Annotated in this window: 16 protein-coding genes; 8 read left to right on the forward strand and 8 right to left on the reverse strand. The window is 69.7% G+C overall.

Features of this window, described 5'->3' with window-relative positions; translation table 11 throughout:
• The first annotated feature begins 42 nt into the window (after positions 1-42).
• The gene (locus B9C99_RS04725; protein ID WP_088897094.1) at positions 43-1,218 is read left to right on the forward strand and encodes an oxygenase MpaB family protein; all 1,176 of its coding nucleotides are present in this window, start codon (positions 43-45) and stop codon (positions 1,216-1,218) included.
• Between the two features lie 21 nt (positions 1,219-1,239).
• Here B9C99_RS04725 and B9C99_RS04730 read toward each other — a convergent pair whose 3' ends face one another.
• Genes B9C99_RS04730 through B9C99_RS04750 form a run of 5 tightly spaced genes read right to left on the reverse strand, consistent with a single transcriptional unit; the run spans position 1,240 to position 3,781 of the window.
• Positions 1,240-1,803, reverse strand: a complete 564-nt coding sequence (locus B9C99_RS04730; protein ID WP_059383288.1) for a hypothetical protein — start codon at positions 1,801-1,803, stop codon at positions 1,240-1,242.
• Positions 1,800-2,828, reverse strand: coding sequence for a DUF6286 domain-containing Asp23/Gls24 family envelope stress response protein (locus B9C99_RS04735; RefSeq protein WP_088897095.1), 1,029 nt, complete (start codon positions 2,826-2,828; stop codon positions 1,800-1,802). Before B9C99_RS04735 ends, B9C99_RS04730 begins: the two co-directional genes overlap by 4 nt.
• Positions 2,821-3,015 (reverse strand): hypothetical protein, encoded by a 195-nt coding sequence (locus B9C99_RS04740; RefSeq protein ID WP_006552248.1) that lies wholly within the window; start codon positions 3,013-3,015, stop codon positions 2,821-2,823. The genes B9C99_RS04735 and B9C99_RS04740 overlap by 8 nt, the downstream gene beginning before the upstream one ends.
• Positions 3,012-3,323, reverse strand: a complete 312-nt coding sequence (locus B9C99_RS04745; RefSeq protein WP_016690899.1) for a hypothetical protein — start codon at positions 3,321-3,323, stop codon at positions 3,012-3,014. The genes B9C99_RS04740 and B9C99_RS04745 overlap by 4 nt, the downstream gene beginning before the upstream one ends.
• Complete coding sequence (locus B9C99_RS04750; RefSeq protein WP_026060889.1) at positions 3,320-3,781, reverse strand: Asp23/Gls24 family envelope stress response protein; 462 nt, start codon at positions 3,779-3,781, stop codon at positions 3,320-3,322. The genes B9C99_RS04745 and B9C99_RS04750 overlap by 4 nt, the downstream gene beginning before the upstream one ends.
• A gap of 210 nt (positions 3,782-3,991) precedes the next feature.
• On the opposite strand from B9C99_RS04750, the gene B9C99_RS04755 reads away from it, so the two are divergent.
• The 3 genes from B9C99_RS04755 to B9C99_RS04765 all read left to right on the forward strand — a co-directional run bounded on the left by B9C99_RS04755 (position 3,992) and on the right by B9C99_RS04765 (position 7,459).
• Positions 3,992-5,197 (forward strand): FAD-dependent oxidoreductase, encoded by a 1,206-nt coding sequence (locus B9C99_RS04755; protein WP_088897096.1) that lies wholly within the window; start codon positions 3,992-3,994, stop codon positions 5,195-5,197.
• Between the two features lie 68 nt (positions 5,198-5,265).
• Positions 5,266-6,069, forward strand: coding sequence for a glutamate racemase (locus B9C99_RS04760; protein WP_088897097.1), 804 nt, complete (start codon positions 5,266-5,268; stop codon positions 6,067-6,069).
• Between the two features lie 139 nt (positions 6,070-6,208).
• Positions 6,209-7,459, forward strand: coding sequence for an MFS transporter (locus B9C99_RS04765; protein WP_088897098.1), 1,251 nt, complete (start codon positions 6,209-6,211; stop codon positions 7,457-7,459).
• 52 nt (positions 7,460-7,511) lie between these two features.
• Here the strand turns inward: B9C99_RS04765 and B9C99_RS04770 are convergent, their stop codons facing one another.
• Positions 7,512-8,567: a ferredoxin--NADP reductase gene (locus tag B9C99_RS04770; RefSeq protein WP_059383283.1), complete on the reverse strand. Its 1,056-nt coding sequence runs from the start codon at positions 8,565-8,567 to the stop codon at positions 7,512-7,514.
• Between the two features lie 299 nt (positions 8,568-8,866).
• Here B9C99_RS04770 and mdo point away from each other — a divergent pair, with 299 nt between their 5' ends.
• The 3 genes from mdo (at position 8,867) to B9C99_RS04785 (ending at position 12,880) form a co-directional block, all read left to right on the forward strand.
• A complete protein-coding gene (mdo, locus tag B9C99_RS04775) occupies positions 8,867-10,138 on the forward strand; it encodes an NDMA-dependent methanol dehydrogenase (protein WP_016690905.1) in 1,272 nt (423 codons plus the stop codon).
• A gap of 80 nt (positions 10,139-10,218) precedes the next feature.
• Complete coding sequence (locus tag B9C99_RS04780; protein WP_088897099.1) at positions 10,219-11,307, forward strand: MoxR family ATPase; 1,089 nt, start codon at positions 10,219-10,221, stop codon at positions 11,305-11,307.
• Positions 11,308-11,425: 118 nt separating this feature from the next.
• Entirely contained in the window at positions 11,426-12,880 is a 1,455-nt protein-coding gene (locus B9C99_RS04785) for a VWA domain-containing protein (RefSeq protein ID WP_237451197.1), read from the forward strand.
• Between the two features lie 7 nt (positions 12,881-12,887).
• Here B9C99_RS04785 and B9C99_RS04790 read toward each other — a convergent pair whose 3' ends face one another.
• Complete coding sequence (locus B9C99_RS04790; protein ID WP_088897100.1) at positions 12,888-13,373, reverse strand: SRPBCC family protein; 486 nt, start codon at positions 13,371-13,373, stop codon at positions 12,888-12,890.
• A 54-nt stretch (positions 13,374-13,427) separates the two neighbouring features.
• On the reverse strand, positions 13,428-13,787 hold the full coding sequence (locus B9C99_RS04795) for a helix-turn-helix transcriptional regulator (protein ID WP_016690909.1): 360 nt from the start codon (positions 13,785-13,787) through the stop codon (positions 13,428-13,430).
• Positions 13,788-13,946: 159 nt separating this feature from the next.
• Between B9C99_RS04795 and ggt the strand changes: the two genes are divergently transcribed.
• Positions 13,947-15,941, forward strand: coding sequence for a gamma-glutamyltransferase (gene ggt / locus B9C99_RS04800; RefSeq protein WP_088897101.1), 1,995 nt, complete (start codon positions 13,947-13,949; stop codon positions 15,939-15,941).
• The last annotated feature ends 169 nt before the right edge of the window (positions 15,942-16,110 follow it).

Genomic DNA, 16,110 nt, shown 5'->3' on the forward strand with positions numbered 1-16,110 from the left:
AAGTGAATAGTAAGTGAGGATTCCTCGTGTTTCCATGGATGTATGGAGCGACGTATCCCACGTGATCTCGTCAACGCCGACCTTGCGGTGCGCCGATACGCCGATCTCGGTGAGCGCTGGCTCGACGGCATGTGGCAGGCGGACCCCCTCGCCGACGCCGTGGTGAACGACGACTTCGGTCCGAACTCCGCGACCGACGCCGTGCGGGTCGCACTCGCCGACGGCGTCGACGCGGTCCCCGGGGCACCCGACTCCCTGCGCGACCTGTTCGCCTTCCTCGACGACGAACCCGCCTGGGTCGACCACGACCGCATCGACAACGCCGCCGATGCGCTCGTCCGGCACACCCCGATCCTCGGCATGGTGCTCGGTGCCGCGTCGCTGCTGCGCGGTGCCGGAAACTTCATCGCCGGAAAGCCTCTCGCGCTGACAGGGCGCTATGTGAGTCGGCCGGCCGTGCGGTCGGTGGAGGTCGGGGAGTGGCTGCGGCACGTCCTCACCCGCGGCGGGATGCGACGCGACGGAGGCGGATTCGCATTCACGGTGCGGGTGCGCCTGATCCACGCCCACGTGCGCAAGGGCATCCTCGCGAGCGGAGTGTGGGACGAGGACGCCTGGGGCGTGCCGATCCCGCAGTCGTACATGGCGCTGACGATGGCCGAGTTCGGCCACATCGCGGTCGAGGCGATGCAGATCCTCGGGGTGCGCTTCACCGATCGCGAACTCGACGACATCTACCACCTGTGGCGATATGTCGGGCACGTGATCGGGATGGGCGAGGAACTGGGCCTGCGTACCGAACGCGACCACATCGCGGTCGAGGACCTCTACAGGCTCACCTCGCCGGGCCCCAGCGACGAGGACCGGGAATTCGTCACCGCACTGACCGAGCAGTATCTCGTCCCGGAACTGGCGAACCTGTTGCCGGGCACCGCACCGATCCGGACGGCGGTCGCCCGCACGGTGATGCACTCGCTGCAGCGGGTGTTCATCGGCGACGCCGACGCCGACGCCCTGCACATCCCCGACAGTCCACTCAAGCACCTCCTCGGACGCGTCGGGCCGCTGCTCGCGCTCGTCACCCGCGTCCAGGAACTCCGCTACCCGGACCTCGAACGCACCACGCAGCGGGCGTACAAGGTGCGCGACGTGGCGATGGACCGGATGCGCGTGGACTACCGCGTCGAGCACGACCTCGTGGACGCGGCCCGAAGCTGAGCCGCCCCGGGCGGGGTGGGCTCAGTGGACGTCGACGGCCGGGTCGAGATGTACCAGGACCTGCGTCGCGACGTGCGCCCCACCGAGAGCCCGCGCGACCCGCTGGGCGGCATCCTCGGCGGCCTCCGTCAGTTCGGTGACGTCGATGGTCGGGTCGGCGTGCACCACCACCGAGAGCGTCGGCAGGTGGCGTTCGACCACGGCGCGTCCGCGCACGGCCCGCACGCCGGGTAGGGCGGCGAGTTCGGCTGCCACACCGTCGGCGACGGGACCGAGTTCGACACCGAGAGTGGCGTCGGTGACCTGGTCGTAGAGCTGCACGGTCGAGGTGCGCCGACGCGACAGGTTGACGGCGAGCAACGCGATGCCGAGCACGAGTCCGCCCGCGAAGACCGACCACAGGGCCGGCGTCCACCACGACTGGTCCGGAATGTCGGTCACGCGGGGACGGTCGAGACGCGAGAGCTGTTCGCGGGCGGCGGGAACCTGCCACACCCAGGCGAGGGCGAATGCGCCGGCACCGGCGAGCGCGAGGCCCGTCAGGAAGGTGACGAGCCGATTCGCCAGCACGGTACGAAGTTTCACCGCGCCACCTCCACCACGAGTTCGACGGGGTCGGCGAGCGCCGCGAGGTTCGGGGCGACCGCGCCGCGCACGGAGGCGGTGATCTCGTCGATCGGCGTCTCGTCCTCGATCGAGATACGCACCACGGCACGGCGACGATCGACGACCGTGCGGGCCGTGCGCACGCCGGTGAGCGCGGATGCGTGAGCGCTGCACATGCGTGCGACGTCGGTGCGCCGCATCCACACCGTGGGCACCGGTCCCGCGACCTGCAGTGGGACATGCGTCCGGCGACGGGGTTTGAGCGAGACGACGATCAGGACGATTCCGAGGACGAGGCACACCGCGGCGATCGGCGCGAGCCAGGTGTGCCAGTGCAGGCGGCCGAACCACTCGAAGGAGTTGCGCAGCCACGGGGCGCCGCCGTACGTCCCGTTGACGATGAGCAGTTCCCGGGCAGCGACGAACGACAGGGCGAGTGCCGCGATCGCGACGATCGCAGCGGCGGGTGCGGCCGCGGGCGGCGCCAGCGGCGGCAGGGGAGCGACGGTGGGGATGTCGGGATGCGGGGTGGTCCGCGCCGCGACGATGTCGGATTCCAGGTACTCGACGGGTGGCTGCGTCTCGTCGGTCTCGCCGTCCTCGACGAGCGCGGTCGCGACGATGAGCACGTTGAGTTCGCTGATCCGCATGCCCGTCAGGTCGTGCAGTTGGCGTTCGACCGCGTCGTGGACCCTGCGGGTGAGCATCGCCGCGTCGTACGGCCATTCGGCGGCGATGTAGAGATTCACCGCGACGGCGGTCGCTCCGGTGGTGACGTCGGCCCGGGGCAGGTCGCGTCCGGTGAGACGCAGGATGCCACCCCCGCTGTGCCGCACCACACCGGGGACGCCGAGCGCGGCGGCCGCGGCGATGCGTTCGATCGCGCGGTCCTTGACGACGAGGCTGCCGCGTTCGCCCGGCGGCACGACCCCGGTCCCGGAACCGGTCTCCGCGGGTGCGGCATCGTCGGATGTCCCGACATCGGATGCGGTGGGGTCAGCCACGGCCCCGACTCCTCAGCAGGGCGCCGAGGTCGAGGTGGCCGTCGCGATGGGCGCCGATCGCGGCACCGAGCGCGCCGAGCAGCACAGCGAACAGCAGACCGCTGAACCCGCCGATGATGCCGGCGAGGGCCAGGAGCAGCCCCGCGAGGAGTCCGACGACGGTGTTGCTGACGGGTGTGTGGTTCACGATGGGGCTCCTTCTCGTTCACCGGCGTGGACGTCTTCGATCGTCACCTGGACGGGCACGTCCACCAGCGAGGACACCCGGACGCGGACGGCGTCGGCGACGGCCGGGAGATCGGCGGGGATCCGCACGACGATGTGCACCGCGCACAGCTGATCGGTCAGCCGCACGCCTTCTACGCGTCGCCCGGGCAGGTAGGTGGCGACCTCCCCGAATGCGCCGCGGTGCAGACCCACGACGCCGGGAACGGACAGCGCGGCGTCCGCGACCAGGTCGGCCGCGTTCGCCTGCGCTGCGGATCCGGGGTTCACTGCACGCGGGGTTTGGCGTCGTCGGTGAGGGCCGCGGCCTCTTCGTGGAGCATGACGTCGAAGACCGTGATGTTGACCTCGGTGACCTCGAGTCCTGTCATGCGCTCGACCGCGGCGATGACGTTGTGCCGGATGGCGACCGCGAGTTCGTGCAGCGCGACGCCGTATTCGGCGACGATGCCGATGTCGATCGCAGCCTGACGTTCACCGACCTCGACGGCGACACCCTGGCCGTGGTTGATGCGCGCACCGGGGATGCGGTCGCGCAGTGCGCCCACGACGCGGGCGGTGCCGGCGCCCACCTCGATGACGCCGCTGATCTCGCGGGTCGCGAGCCCCGCGATCTTGGCCACCACCGCGTCCGCGATGATCGTGCGGCCCTGCGGGTCGGCGGGTCCGGAGGAGGTTCCGGCGCCGAACTGTATGCGGCTGATACCTGCGCCGCTGTCGCTGGTCATGAGGGCTCCCAGGTAGGTGTACCGGTCGTGTTCCGTGCTCGATCCTGTGCTGGATCCCATTGTCCTCACGGTGCCTCGAACTCTAACGGCCGACGTAGGTCTGTCGCCCGCCGTCGCCGTTTGGTAAGAACGTGGGACGCAGGGTGGGATGCATCACTACCGCGCGGCACGAGCATTCGTGTCACAGACGAAGCGAAGGATGGGGCAAGGGTGTCGAACGAGCGGGAGACCGAGAGTACGCCGGAGCGTGTCGTCGTCGTGGGCGCCGGCCTGGCGGCGGTGCGTACCGCCGAGGAGCTGCGCCGCGCCGGATACGAGGGCGAACTCGTGCTCGTCGGCGACGAGACGCACCTGCCCTACGACCGCCCGCCCCTGTCCAAGGAGGTCCTGCGCGGCGACCGCGACGACACGACCCTCCGGCCGAGCGAGTTCTTCGACGAGAACCGCATCGAGCTGAAGCTCGGTGCCGCGGCCCGCTCGGTCGACACCGCGTCGCGCACCCTCACCCTCGCGGACGGCACCGAACTCGGCTACGACGAACTCGTCGTCGCCACGGGTCTGCGGCCCCGCCGCATCCCCGGTCTGCCCGATCTGGCGGGAGTCCACGTTCTGCGGTCGCTCGAGGACAGCCGCGCCCTGCGCGAGGCGATCGTTCCCGGTGCCCGCGCCCTCGTCGTCGGTGCCGGGTTCATCGGGTGCGAGGTCGCGGCGAGCCTGCGCGCGCGTGAGGTGGAGGTCGTGCTGGTCGAACCGCAGCCCACTCCGCTCGCGTCGGTGCTCGGTGCCGAGGTCGGTGCTCTCGTCACCCGCCTCCACACCGCCGAGGGCGTCGACGTGCGTGCCGGGGTCGGTCTGTCGGAGATCCGCGGCGACGAGCGTGTCACCTCCGCCGTCCTCGGCGACGGCAGCGAGATCGACGTCGATCTCGTGGTGCTCGGCATCGGGTCGATCCCGGCCACCGAATGGCTCGAGGAATCGGGCGTCGAGGTCGAGAACGGTGTCGTGTGCGACGGCACGGGCCGCACCTCCACGCCGCACGTGTGGGCGGTCGGCGACGTCGCGTCCTGGCAGGTGCCGGCCGGGGGGCGCAGGCGTATCGAGCACTGGACGAACGCCGGTGAGCAGGCATCAGTGCTCGCGAAGACCATCATGGGCGTCGAGGCCGGGGCGGCCGCGCAGGTGCCCTACTTCTGGAGCGACCAGTACGACATCAAGATCCAGGGCCTCGGTGCGGTCACGGCCGACGACACGGTGCACGTCGTGCGCGACGACGGCCGCAAGTTCCTCGCGTACTACGAGCGCGACGGCAGGCTCGTCGGTGCCGTGGGTGGCGGCCTGCCCGCGCTGGTCATGAAGTCGCGCGCGAAGATCGCCGCGGGCGCCCCGATCGACGAGCTGCTCGCAGCGACGGTCTAGGGGAGTAGGGCTGCGTGCCGCACCGACCGCACTCGGGCCCGCCGCGCGCGACCGGCTAGATTCGTAGGGTGATCGTTGCGCTCATCGACTCGGGTCTCGGGCTGTTGCCGACGTCCGCGTGGCTGCGACGGTTGCGTCCCGATCTCGACCTCATGTTGTCGACGGATCCCGACGGCGCCCCGTGGGGGCCGAAGTCGCCGGACTGGGTAATCGACCGGGTCGTTACCACCGCCCGCCGCGCTGTCGACCGCGGCGCCGAGGTGGTCGTGCTCCCGTGCAACACCGCATCGGTGACCGCCCTCGAACACGTCCGGGCCGATCTCGGTCCGTCGGTGCCCGTGGTGGGCACGGTCCCGGCGGTCAAGCCCGCGGCGGCGGCGTGCGATTCGGTGGCGATCTGGGCCACCGCCGCGACCACCGCGAGCAGGTACCAGGCGAATCTGATCGAGCAGTTCGCGAACGGGTCCGAGGTCGTCGGGGTGGCGTGTCACGGACTCGCCGACGCCATCGATGCGGGCGATCGGGTGGCCGTCGCCGCAGCGGTCGCCTCCGCAGCCGAGCGCACCCCTCGGCACGTCCAGGGTGTGGTTCTCGGCTGCACCCACTATCCGCTGGTCGCCGACACCATCACCGAACACCTACCGGCCGGAGTGCGCCTGTTCGACAGCGCCGAGGCCGTCGCGCGGCAGACGCTGCGCCGGATCGACGCGCTCGGGCGCCCCGCCTCGGGTTCGGGCCGTGTCCAGGTCTTCCGCAGCGGTGTGCCCGGAGAGTTGCCGCCGGCAGCGACGGTCTTCGCCGCCGGTCGCGCCCTGCTCGCGGCGCCCGGCGACATGCGAGACGAGGACGTCGAGGACGCTACCTCCCTCTGAGTGTCCGAGCCGCCGGGTGGATGGCCGGAGGAATACTTCGTCGAGCGAAGTATGTTGGTGAAGGGGTGTTCACCAATTCGCGCGGGGACACGCCGTTCGTCTCTCGCGTGGAACGCGCCGATCACCTTCTGGAGGTTCGATGACTGCTCCCGTACAGCCCCGCGGCCGTATCCGCTCGTTCGGTTTCGCCGTGGTCGGCCTGGGAGCGTTCACCCTCACCGCGTCGTCGTCGGCACCGTCACCGCTGTATCCCGTCTATCAGCAGATGTGGGGATTCTCCGCGGCAATGCTCACGGTGGTGTTCGCGGTCTACGTGCTCGCACTGCTTGCGGCGCTCGTGACGGTGGGGTCGCTGTCCGACCACGTGGGGCGCAGACCCGTGATCGTGACGGCGTTGCTGTTGCTCGCGGCGAGCATGGTGGTCTTCATCGTCTCCCCTGGCGTGGGGTGGCTGATTCTCGCGCGGATCCTGCAGGGTCTCGCGGTGGGCGCGGCGACGAGCGCGCTGGCCGCCGCCGTGATCGAGATGCAGCCGAACAGACACATCGGCCCGCTGATCAACACCGCGGCGCCGTCACTCGGCCTCGCGCTCGGCGCGGCGGGAGCGGGCGTGCTCGTGCAGTTCGCGCCGTTCCCGACGGTCCTGAGCTATGCGGTCGTCGGCGTTCTCGCCGTCGCGCTGGCGATTGCGCTGATCTTCGTGCCGGAGACGTCGCCGTCGGTGGGTTTCCCGTCGCGACGCGACGCCCTGCGGAGCCTGGTGCCCAGCGCGTCGGTACCCCGTGAGGTCCGGGGCCGCTATCTGCTCATCCTGCCCAGCCTGATGTCGGCGTGGGCGCTCGGCGGGCTGTACATGTCGCTGGGACCGTCGATCGTCGACTCGGTGTTCGGTATCGACAACCGTCTCGCCGCGGGTCTGGCGATCGGCACCCTCTTCACGGCGGGCACCGTCGCGGCGACCACCACGGCCCGCCGCGACCCGCATCGCATCGTGGTCCTCGGGGCCGTGCTGCTCGCGACGGGACTGGCCGCGGTGATCACCGCGCTCCTCACGGGATGGGTCGCGGTGTACTACGCGGGTACCGCCGTCGCCGGTTTCGGCTGGGGCTCGACCTTCGTCGCGGCCATGGGCGTCGTCGGCTCGCTCGGCCGACCCGATGAGCGCGGCCGGATCTTCGCGACGACCTTCGTCGTCTGCTACTTCGCGTTCTCGGTGCCCGCGATGGCCGCCGGGGTGGCGGCCGGATCGTTCGGCCTGATGTCCACCGCCGTCGGCTACGGCGTGGTCGTGGCCGTGCTGGCGCTCGTGGCCGGGGTCGGCGTGCTCGTGCGCAAGCCGAAGCCCGACTCCGCCGGGATGCGGGAAGTGCCCGTCCCCGCACGTTCGTAGGGGCCGGGCACTTCCGCAGAGGGAGCGAGCAGCGGGGCGTGAACCCGCCGGCTCAGAACTCGATCTTGAGGTGGTCGGTCACCGGCCGGGCCTGGCAACCGAGGATGTAGCCCGCCTCGATGTCCTCGGGGTCGAGCACGTCGCAGTTCTCCATCTCGACCTTGCCCTCGAGCACGGTGCACGCGCACGACCCGCATTCGCCCTCCTGGCACGAATACGGCACGTCGATGCCCTTCGCGAGCATGATGTCGACGAGGGTCTGCTTGCGCGGCCACGACAGCTTGTGGACCTCGCCGTCGAGCTCGACCTCGACGGTCGCGGCGTCGGCGGCGTCCTCGTCGCTGACCTCGACCGGCGCCTGGTCGGCGAACGGGTCGCCCGACAGCGAGTTGAAGACCTCGGCGTGCACGCGGGCGCGGGGCATGCCCACGGTGTTCAGGGCCTGGTGGACCGTGTCCATGAACGGTCCGGGGCCGCACATGAACGCCTCGTACGACTCGTAGGGCGCTGCGATCGCCGCGAGCTGATCGGCCGTGGGAAGGCCCTGCACGGACTCGAGCCAGTGCACGACGGTCAGGCGCGTCGGGTACTTCTCCGCGAGCGCGCGCAACTCCTCGGCGAAGATGACGGACTTCTCGTCGCGGTTGGCGTAGACCAGCACGACCTTGCCGCCGCCCTGGGTGAGTGCGGACTTGAGGATCGAGATCACCGGGGTGATGCCGCTGCCGGCGCCGAACAGCAGGAAGTCGTGGTCGAGCGACTTCGGGGTGAAGACGCCCGCGGGAGGCAGCACCTCGAGGGTCTGTCCGGCCGCGATGTTGTCGCACAGCCAGTTGGATCCGTAGCCGTCGGAGGTGCGCTTGACGGTGACCTTGGGGGCGTCGTCGGTGAACGGCGAGCTCGCGAGCGAGTAGCAGCGGGCCACCGAGCCCGTCCGGTCGCTCGGGATGCGCAGGGTGAGGAACTGGCCGGGCCGGTAGGCGAATTTGTCGCGCAGCTCGTCCGGGACGGCGAACACGATCGACCGCGTGTCGGCGGTCTCCTCGACGACGGCGGACACGGTGAGGATCACCGAGCGTGAGCCGTGGGGCACCTCGACAGTCGTCATGGGTGGGTCTCGTCCTCTCCTGCAAAGATGGCCGCGCACGACCGAATCTAGAACGTGTTCTAATTCAGGTTACCAGCGCGCATGGGATGAGGAAAACGGTACCGGCACTGCTCGGGCGGGTGCGGAGCCCACCCGGTCAGCGGGAGGTCCCCTACCCGAACGGGCGGTGCCCCCGCGGCGACCGGACGGTTTCGGCCGCTGTGTCTTTCACGCCTCGCGACTCTGGTCGATGGTGAATCGCGGATGAGGTCCACATCACACTCCCGATCCGGTACACCCCCTCTGCGAGGAGATACACCATGGCAATCGAGCTCAATCAGATCTGGGACTTCCCGATCAAGGAATTCCATCCCTTCCCCCGCGCGCTGATGGGCGTCGGTGCCCACGACATCCTCGGCGTCGAGGCGAAGAACCTCGGTTTCAAGCGCGCCCTGCTGATGACGACCGGCCTGCGCGGATCGGGGATCATCGAGGAGCTCATCGGCAAGATCGAGTACCAGGGCGTCGAGGTCGTCCTCTACGACAAGGTCGAGTCCAACCCCAAGGACTACAACGTCATGGAGGCCGCGGCGCTCTACCAGAAGGAGAAGTGCGACTCGATCATCTCCGTCGGCGGCGGATCGAGCCACGACGCCGCCAAGGGCGCGCGCGTCGTGATCGCCCACGACGGCCGCAACATCAACGAGTTCGAAGGCTTCGCGAAGTCCACCAACAAGGAGAACCCGCCGCACATCGCCGTCTCCACGACCGCCGGCACCGGCTCCGAGACGTCCTGGGCGTACGTCATCACCGACACCTCCGACATGGACCACCCGCACAAGTGGGTCGGCTTCGACGAGGCCACGATCGTCACCCTCGCGATCGACGACCCGCTGCTCTACTACAGCTGCCCCCAGCACTTCACCGCCTACTGCGGCTTCGACGTCCTCGCCCACGGCTCCGAGCCGTACGTCTCCCGGCTGGACTTCGCGCCGTCGCTGGGCAACGCGCTCTACTCGATCGAACTGGTCGCGAAGAACCTGCGCGAGGCCGTCTTCGAGCCGCGCAACCTCAAGGCCCGCGAAGGCATGATGAACGCCCAGTACATCGCCGCGCAGGCCTTCAACTCCGGCGGCCTGGGCATCGTGCACTCCATCTCGCACGCCGTCTCCGCCTTCTTCGACAGCCACCACGGCCTCAACAACGCGATCGCGCTGCCCCGCGTGTGGGAGTACAACCTGCCCTCCCGTTACGAGCAGTACGCCCGCATCGCCACCGCGATGGGCGTGGACACCCGCAACATGACCACCGTCCAGGCCGCCGACGCGGCGGTCGAAGCGGCGATCCGTCTCGCGAAGGACGTCGGCATCCCCGACAACTTCGGTCAGGTGCGCACCGACTCGTACGAGAAGAACCAGATGAACACCAAGAAGTACGCGGGTCGCGGAGACACGATCCGCGGCGACGAGAAGACCGTCCGGGCGATCTCCGAGCACATCCAGGACGACTGGTGCACCCCGGGCAACCCCCGCGAGGTCACGGTCGACTCGATGATCCCGGTCGTCGACCACTGCATCAACCGGTCCTACTGAGAACCCGTGCTCCCGGGGCGTCCCCTGCGCCCCGGGAGCGCCCTGCTCCGCTGCGACCACGCCAGACAAGGAGACCCCGGATGACCCCGTTCGCCTCGGGCGCCGAGTTGAAGGATGCGCTGCGCCGGCACGACTACATCGCCGACGACGAGTTCGCGACCGTCGTGCACCTCGCCACCGCACTCGAGCGGCCACTGCTGCTCGAAGGCCCCGCCGGGGTCGGCAAGACCGAACTGGCCAAGGCGCTTGCCGCGGTCGGCGACCGGAAACTGGTGCGGCTGCAGTGCTACGAAGGGCTCGACGACAGCCGCGCCCTGTACGAGTGGGACTACGCCAAACAGCTGCTGCACGTGCAGATGCTGCGCGACCGCATCGGCGAACTGCTCGCCGGTCACGCCGACCTCGCGGACGCGTCGAAGTTCCTCGCGCAGCAGGACTTCGGCCTGTACTCGGAGACCTTCCTGTCGGTCCGTCCACTGCTCGAGGCCGTGCTCTCGGAGGAGCCGGTGGTCCTGCTCGTCGACGAGGTGGATCGCACCGAGGAGTCCATGGAGGCACTGTTGCTCGAGGTGCTCGCCGAACGGCAGGTGACGATCCCCGAGGTCGGCACGTTCACGGCGCGGTCCACACCGTGGGTGATCCTGACCTCCAACGACACTCGCGAGTTGTCGCCCGCGCTCAAGCGTCGCTGCCTGCACTACCACGTCGGATACCCGACACCCGAACGTGAACGCGAGATCGTCACCGCCCGGGTGCCGGATGTGCGCCCGGGAACGGCCCACCAGATCGTCGATCTGTCCCGGACCCTGCGCGATCTGCCGCTGCGCAAGAGCCCCTCGATCTCGGAGGTCATCGACGCCGCGCGCGCAGCGACGGTGATGGGACACGATGCCGACGACCCGGATTCGCTGGGCGGCATGCGCGACGTGCTGTTGGCGACGCTGCTCAAGTACACCGGCGACGTCGACCTCGCGAAGACGCGGCTCGGCGGTGCGGCACCGGCAACCGCGACGTCCGAACCGGATATGTCCGAAGCGATTGCGGCCGAACCTGTCCCGTCGCACGAACGTGTGACGGTCGCATCACGCCCGGCGAACACCACGACCTCCGTCTTCCGGGGACGCGGTGGTGGCGGTCGCGATGCCGCGGGCAGCGGACTGCGGGGGTGACCCCGCGATGTACGCATCCCGAGTGGGACGGGTGTCCACACCCCGGGCGACACGGGTGACCGCGCTCGACGAGCGTCGCCCCCGCTACGTGCTCGACGTGGTGGCGGCGGTGTTCGGCATGCTCCTGCGACGCCACGGTGTCGCGGCGTCACCGGCCGAGAGCATCGAGGTGCGCCGGGTGCTCGACCTGGTCCCCGTCCGCGAGCGGGATTCGCTGCGCTCGTGCTTGCGGGCGGTGTGCGCGAAGTACCCGCACGAGAGGGCCGGCTTCGAGCGCGCCTTCGACGAGTTGTTCGGTGCGGTCGACGCCGCCGTCGTCGCGAGCGGCGGCGGTCCCGCCCGCGCGCAGTTCGCGGAGTCCCTGCCGGCGGCGCTCGAGATCGGCGACGACCCGAGTGTCGCGCGCTACGCCGAGTACAACGAACGCGCAGCCGAGGTCGGCGACCACTTCGACACCCCGGAGGCCCGCAAGGGATTCAACCCGCACAAGGACGACGACGATGTGTCGATGACATCGTCCGACGCCGATCTGTCGGTGGACACGGGTGCGGACTCGGGCCGTCGCGGCGTCACCTACACCGTCGACGTCGAGAACGCCGCGACCACGACGGTGGGTGATCTGTCCGGTGAACCCGGGGCCGCGGTCGTCGGATCGTTGTCGTGGGACGACCCGGCGTCGATCCTCGCGTGGCTCGACGCCTACGACCCGCACCGCACGTACGGGGGAGAGGTCCTTGACGAACCTCTCTCCGCCTCGCAGCTCGCGCGACTCGTGGACGCGGTCGAGGCATTCGTGGCCTCGCTCGCCGCCGCGGTGCCGGGGACCGAAGGCGTCGAGGCACCCGAATCGCACGACACCGCCGGTATCGACCGTGCCGAGATCGAGCTCGCATGCCACGAGGTGCTGCGCCGCATGCGCGGACCGGTCCGGCCCCATCCGCGTGAGCGGACCCGCGGACGGCTCGACATGCGCAGGACCGCCCGAGCGGGGATGCGGACCGACGGCGTGCCCTTCCGGCTCGTCGTCCGCGCGCCCCGCCCCGATCGGGTGCGGCTGCTCGTCCTCGCCGACGTCTCGTTGTCGGTCCGTCCGATCACCGCGTTCACGCTCCGGCTCGCCCAGGCGATGCACGGGCGGGCGCACCGGTGCCGGGTGGTCGCCTTCGTCGATCGTCCGGTGGACGTGACGACACAGTTGCTCGCTGCCGGCGGTGACGGTGCTCTGGCCGCCGTACTCGCCCATCCCGCAGTCGATCTCGAAGCGAGCAGCGACTACGGCCGGATGTTCGACGAACTCCTCACCGAGCACTCCGGATCGATCGACGGCCGGACGTCGGTGCTGGTGGTGGGGGACGGGCGCTGCAACGGTCTTCCCCCGCGCACCGATCGGCTCGAGGAACTCCGTCGCCGCGTGCACCGCCTCGCGTGGATCACGCCCGAGCCCGAGCGGTACTGGACGCAGGCGACCTGCGCGATGCCCGACTACGCCGAGGTGTGCGACGAGGTGGTCGTCGCCCGCGACGGCGTGCAACTGCTCGCGCGCGCCGCCGAACTCGGCCACGCCCTGCGGTGAGCGGCGCTCACCGTGTCGCGGACCCGGCCAGCAGCTCCTCGAGTCGTTCGAAGCCCTCGGTCAGGCCGGTCTCCATACCCGATTCCGCCATGCCGTCGCGGGCCTCTCGGCTCGGGTACACGGAATGGCCGACCAGCTTGCAGCGGCCGTTCCCGAGGTCGACGAAGGTGAGCGTCTCGAGGCTCACCACATCCGGGAATCCGAGATATTCGAAGGTCTGGACGATGAGCTCGTTCTCGCGCACGGTGTGGAAGACACCCGCGAAGCGGTAGCTGCCGCCGTCGTCGGAGTGTTCGTAGCGGTACGAACCGCCGGTGCGGAGGTCGTACTCCTCGATCTTCATCTCCATGCCGCGCGGGCCGAGCCACTGCGCGACGAGATCGGGGTCCTTGTGGGCGCGGAAGACGTCCTCGAGGGGGAAATCGAACTCCCGCTCGTAGTCGATGAAGGGGACGCCCTCGGGGATCGAGAGGGTGACTGCGTTGCTGGTCATGATGGTCCTCCGGAGACCGGGGTGCGCTGTGCACACTATGAGGATCGGGGTGGGCTACACACCCCGTGGACGATCGGGGGCCGCTTCCCGGGCCAGCACGGCGTCGAGATCGCGGAACTGCTGCTCCTTCACCAACCGGTAGCGGTCGATCCAGGAGGTCAGCATCTCCAGCCGTGCAGGGTTCAGATGGACGGGCCGGCGCTGGGCGTCGCGCGTGCGCGTGACGAGACCGGCGTGTTCGAGCACCCGAATGTGTTTCGAGATCGCCTGCGTGGTGATCTCGAAGGGTTCCGCGAGTTCGGTGACCGTGGCCGGGCCCCGGCTGAGCCGGGCGACGATGCAGCGGCGGACCGGATCGGCCAGTGCGGTGAACGCCAGGTCGAGTGCGGTGTCGTCCGTCTCGTCGTCGTACACGATCGCCTCCGCTTTGTGAACCTTCCGGTTTATCAACCATCCGGTTGAATAAAGGATGCTCCCTGGGCGACGGCCGCGTCAAGGGGTCCGGCGCACGGACGCGAGCCGATCGCGGTCGAATTCCCTACGGCCACTCACGCGCCCGGTTACGGTCGGGGAATGGTCCTGCCCTCGAGAGTCCGGTCCGGTGTCCGCGCGGCCTTCGCCGCGACCGTCTCGATCACCCTCCTCGGCGCGTGTATGTCCGCGTCCGGCGATACGGAATCCGACGGTGCCGCCGATGTGCAGGAGACCGCGGCGGCCGCGACCTGCACCGCCGAACCGAACGGCACCCCGATCACCGACACGCAGCCGACGGAGACCGGGGATCGCGACATCTCCACGAACCCCGAGATCGCGACCGGTTACCGCGCCGGCATGACAGCGGTGACCACCTCCTCCTTCGCCGTGTCGACGGCCAATCCCGTCTCCACCGAAGCAGCGTGTGAGGTCCTGCGCGACGGCGGGACCGCAGCCGACGCACTCGTCGCCGCCCAGATGGTTCTCGGCCTCGTCGAGCCCCAGTCCTCGGGTATCGGCGGTGGAGCGTTCCTGGTCTACTACGACGCCGCGTCCGGTGAGGTGACGGCATACGACGGCCGCGAGACGGCACCGATGTCCGCGACCGAGAACTACCTGCGCTGGATCAGCGACACCGATCGCACCGAACCCCACCCCGACGCGCGTGCGAGCGGCCGGTCGATCGGCGTGCCCGGCGTCGTGCGGATGCTCGAAACCGTCCACGCGGAACACGGGAACGCCGCTTGGGGCGAGTTGTTCCGCCCCGCCATCGATCTCGCCGACCAGGGCATCGTGATCAGCGACCGCCTGGCGCAGTCGATCGCCGATTCCGCCGAACAGCTCGCCGTCGACGACGAGGCGCGCGCCTACTTCCTGCAGGCCGACGGCTCACCCAAGGCCGCGGGTGAGACCCTCACGAATCCCGCCATGGCCAAGACGCTCTCGGCGATCGCCACCGACGGCGCGAACGCCTTCTACACCGGTGACATCGCGGCCGGCATCGTCGAGTCCACCGGCACCGATTCCGGCGGGCGTACACCCGGAACGATGAGCCTCGAGGATCTCGCCGTCTACCAGGCGAAGGAACGGCAACCGCTGTGCACCCCCTACCGCGAGTACGAGATCTGCGGCATGCCCAATCCGTCCTCCGGTGGCATGGCGGTCGCGGCGACGCTCGGCATCCTCGAGAACTTCGACCTCGCGTCGCTGCCGCCGGGTGATGTCGACGCCGACGGCGGTGTCCCCGACGCGGACGCGGTGCACCTGATCTCCGAGGCCGAACGACTCGCCTACGCCGATCGCGACAAGTACGTCGCCGACGCCGATTTCGTCCCCCTGCCGGGCGGCTCACTGGAGACCCTGGTGAACCCGGACTACCTGTCCGAACGTGCAGGGTTGATCGATCCCGGCAAGAGCATGGGCGAAGCGCAGCCCGGCGACTTCGGTCCGGTCCCGCTCGGTATGCCGCCGCAGAGCCCCGAGCACGGCACCAGCCACATCTCGGTCGCGGACAGCTACGGCAACGTCGCGTCCATGACGACCACGATCGAGTCGGCCTTCGGCTCGTTCCACATGACGGACGGCTTCCTGCTCAACAACCAGCTCACGGATTTCTCGGCCGAACCGGTCGACGAGGAGGGACTGCCCGTCGCCAACCGCGTCGAACCCGGCAAGCGGCCGCGCAGCTCGATGGCCCCGACGCTCGTCTTCGAACGCACACCCGACGGTGGTCGCGGCGACATCCGGATGGTGGTCGGGTCGCCGGGCGGTTCGGTGATCATCCAGTTCGTCGTCAAGACGCTCGTGAACACCCTCGACTGGGGCCTCGACCCGCAGCAGGCCGTCTCGGCCGTGTCGTTCGGCGCCGCGAACACCCCCGTCACCGGGGTCGGCGGCGAACATCCGGCGATCGACGGTGCCGACGACGGAGCGAACGATCCGCTCGTGCAGCAGCTCCGCGACATGGGCCACGAGGTGTCCGTCGCCCCGCAGTCCAGTGGATTGAGCGCGCTGCTGCGTCAGGGGCAGGGATGGGTCGGTGGTGCCGACCCCCGCCGCGAGGGTGCCGTGATGGGCGATACCGGCGGGCAGTGACGTAGCGGCGCAGAACTGTCGACGTATCGGTGCAGGACTGTCGATGTATCGGTGCACGCCGTAGGGGGAGATCCGCCGCGCGCCGACCCGCTTCGGTGACCTACCCTGTCGGATAGGTGCCGACCTCGCCATCGGTCCGGTGCGTCCCGTGCCCGCTCCGCCCGACAAC

The sequence above is a fragment of the Rhodococcus sp. BUPNP1 genome, assembly GCF_002215235.1.
Taxonomy (GTDB): Bacteria; Actinomycetota; Actinomycetes; order Mycobacteriales; family Mycobacteriaceae; genus Rhodococcus.

Bases quoted from the DNA above. Each gene is read 5' to 3' on its own strand.
- B9C99_RS04725 (WP_088897094.1), top strand. From the start codon at position 43: ATGGAGCGACGTATCCCACGTGATCTCGTCAACGCCGACCTTGCGGTG.
- B9C99_RS04750 (WP_026060889.1), bottom strand. From the start codon at position 3,781: ATGACCAGCGACAGCGGCGCAGGTATCAGCCGCATACAGTTCGGCGCC.
- B9C99_RS04765 (WP_088897098.1), top strand. From the start codon at position 6,209: ATGACTGCTCCCGTACAGCCCCGCGGCCGTATCCGCTCGTTCGGTTTC.
- B9C99_RS04770 (WP_059383283.1), bottom strand. From the start codon at position 8,567: ATGACGACTGTCGAGGTGCCCCACGGCTCACGCTCGGTGATCCTCACC.
- mdo (WP_016690905.1), top strand. From the start codon at position 8,867: ATGGCAATCGAGCTCAATCAGATCTGGGACTTCCCGATCAAGGAATTC.
- B9C99_RS04780 (WP_088897099.1), top strand. From the start codon at position 10,219: ATGACCCCGTTCGCCTCGGGCGCCGAGTTGAAGGATGCGCTGCGCCGG.
- B9C99_RS04785 (WP_237451197.1), top strand. From the start codon at position 11,426: ATGCTCCTGCGACGCCACGGTGTCGCGGCGTCACCGGCCGAGAGCATC.
- B9C99_RS04790 (WP_088897100.1), bottom strand. From the start codon at position 13,373: ATGACCAGCAACGCAGTCACCCTCTCGATCCCCGAGGGCGTCCCCTTC.
- ggt (WP_088897101.1), top strand. From the start codon at position 13,947: ATGGTCCTGCCCTCGAGAGTCCGGTCCGGTGTCCGCGCGGCCTTCGCC.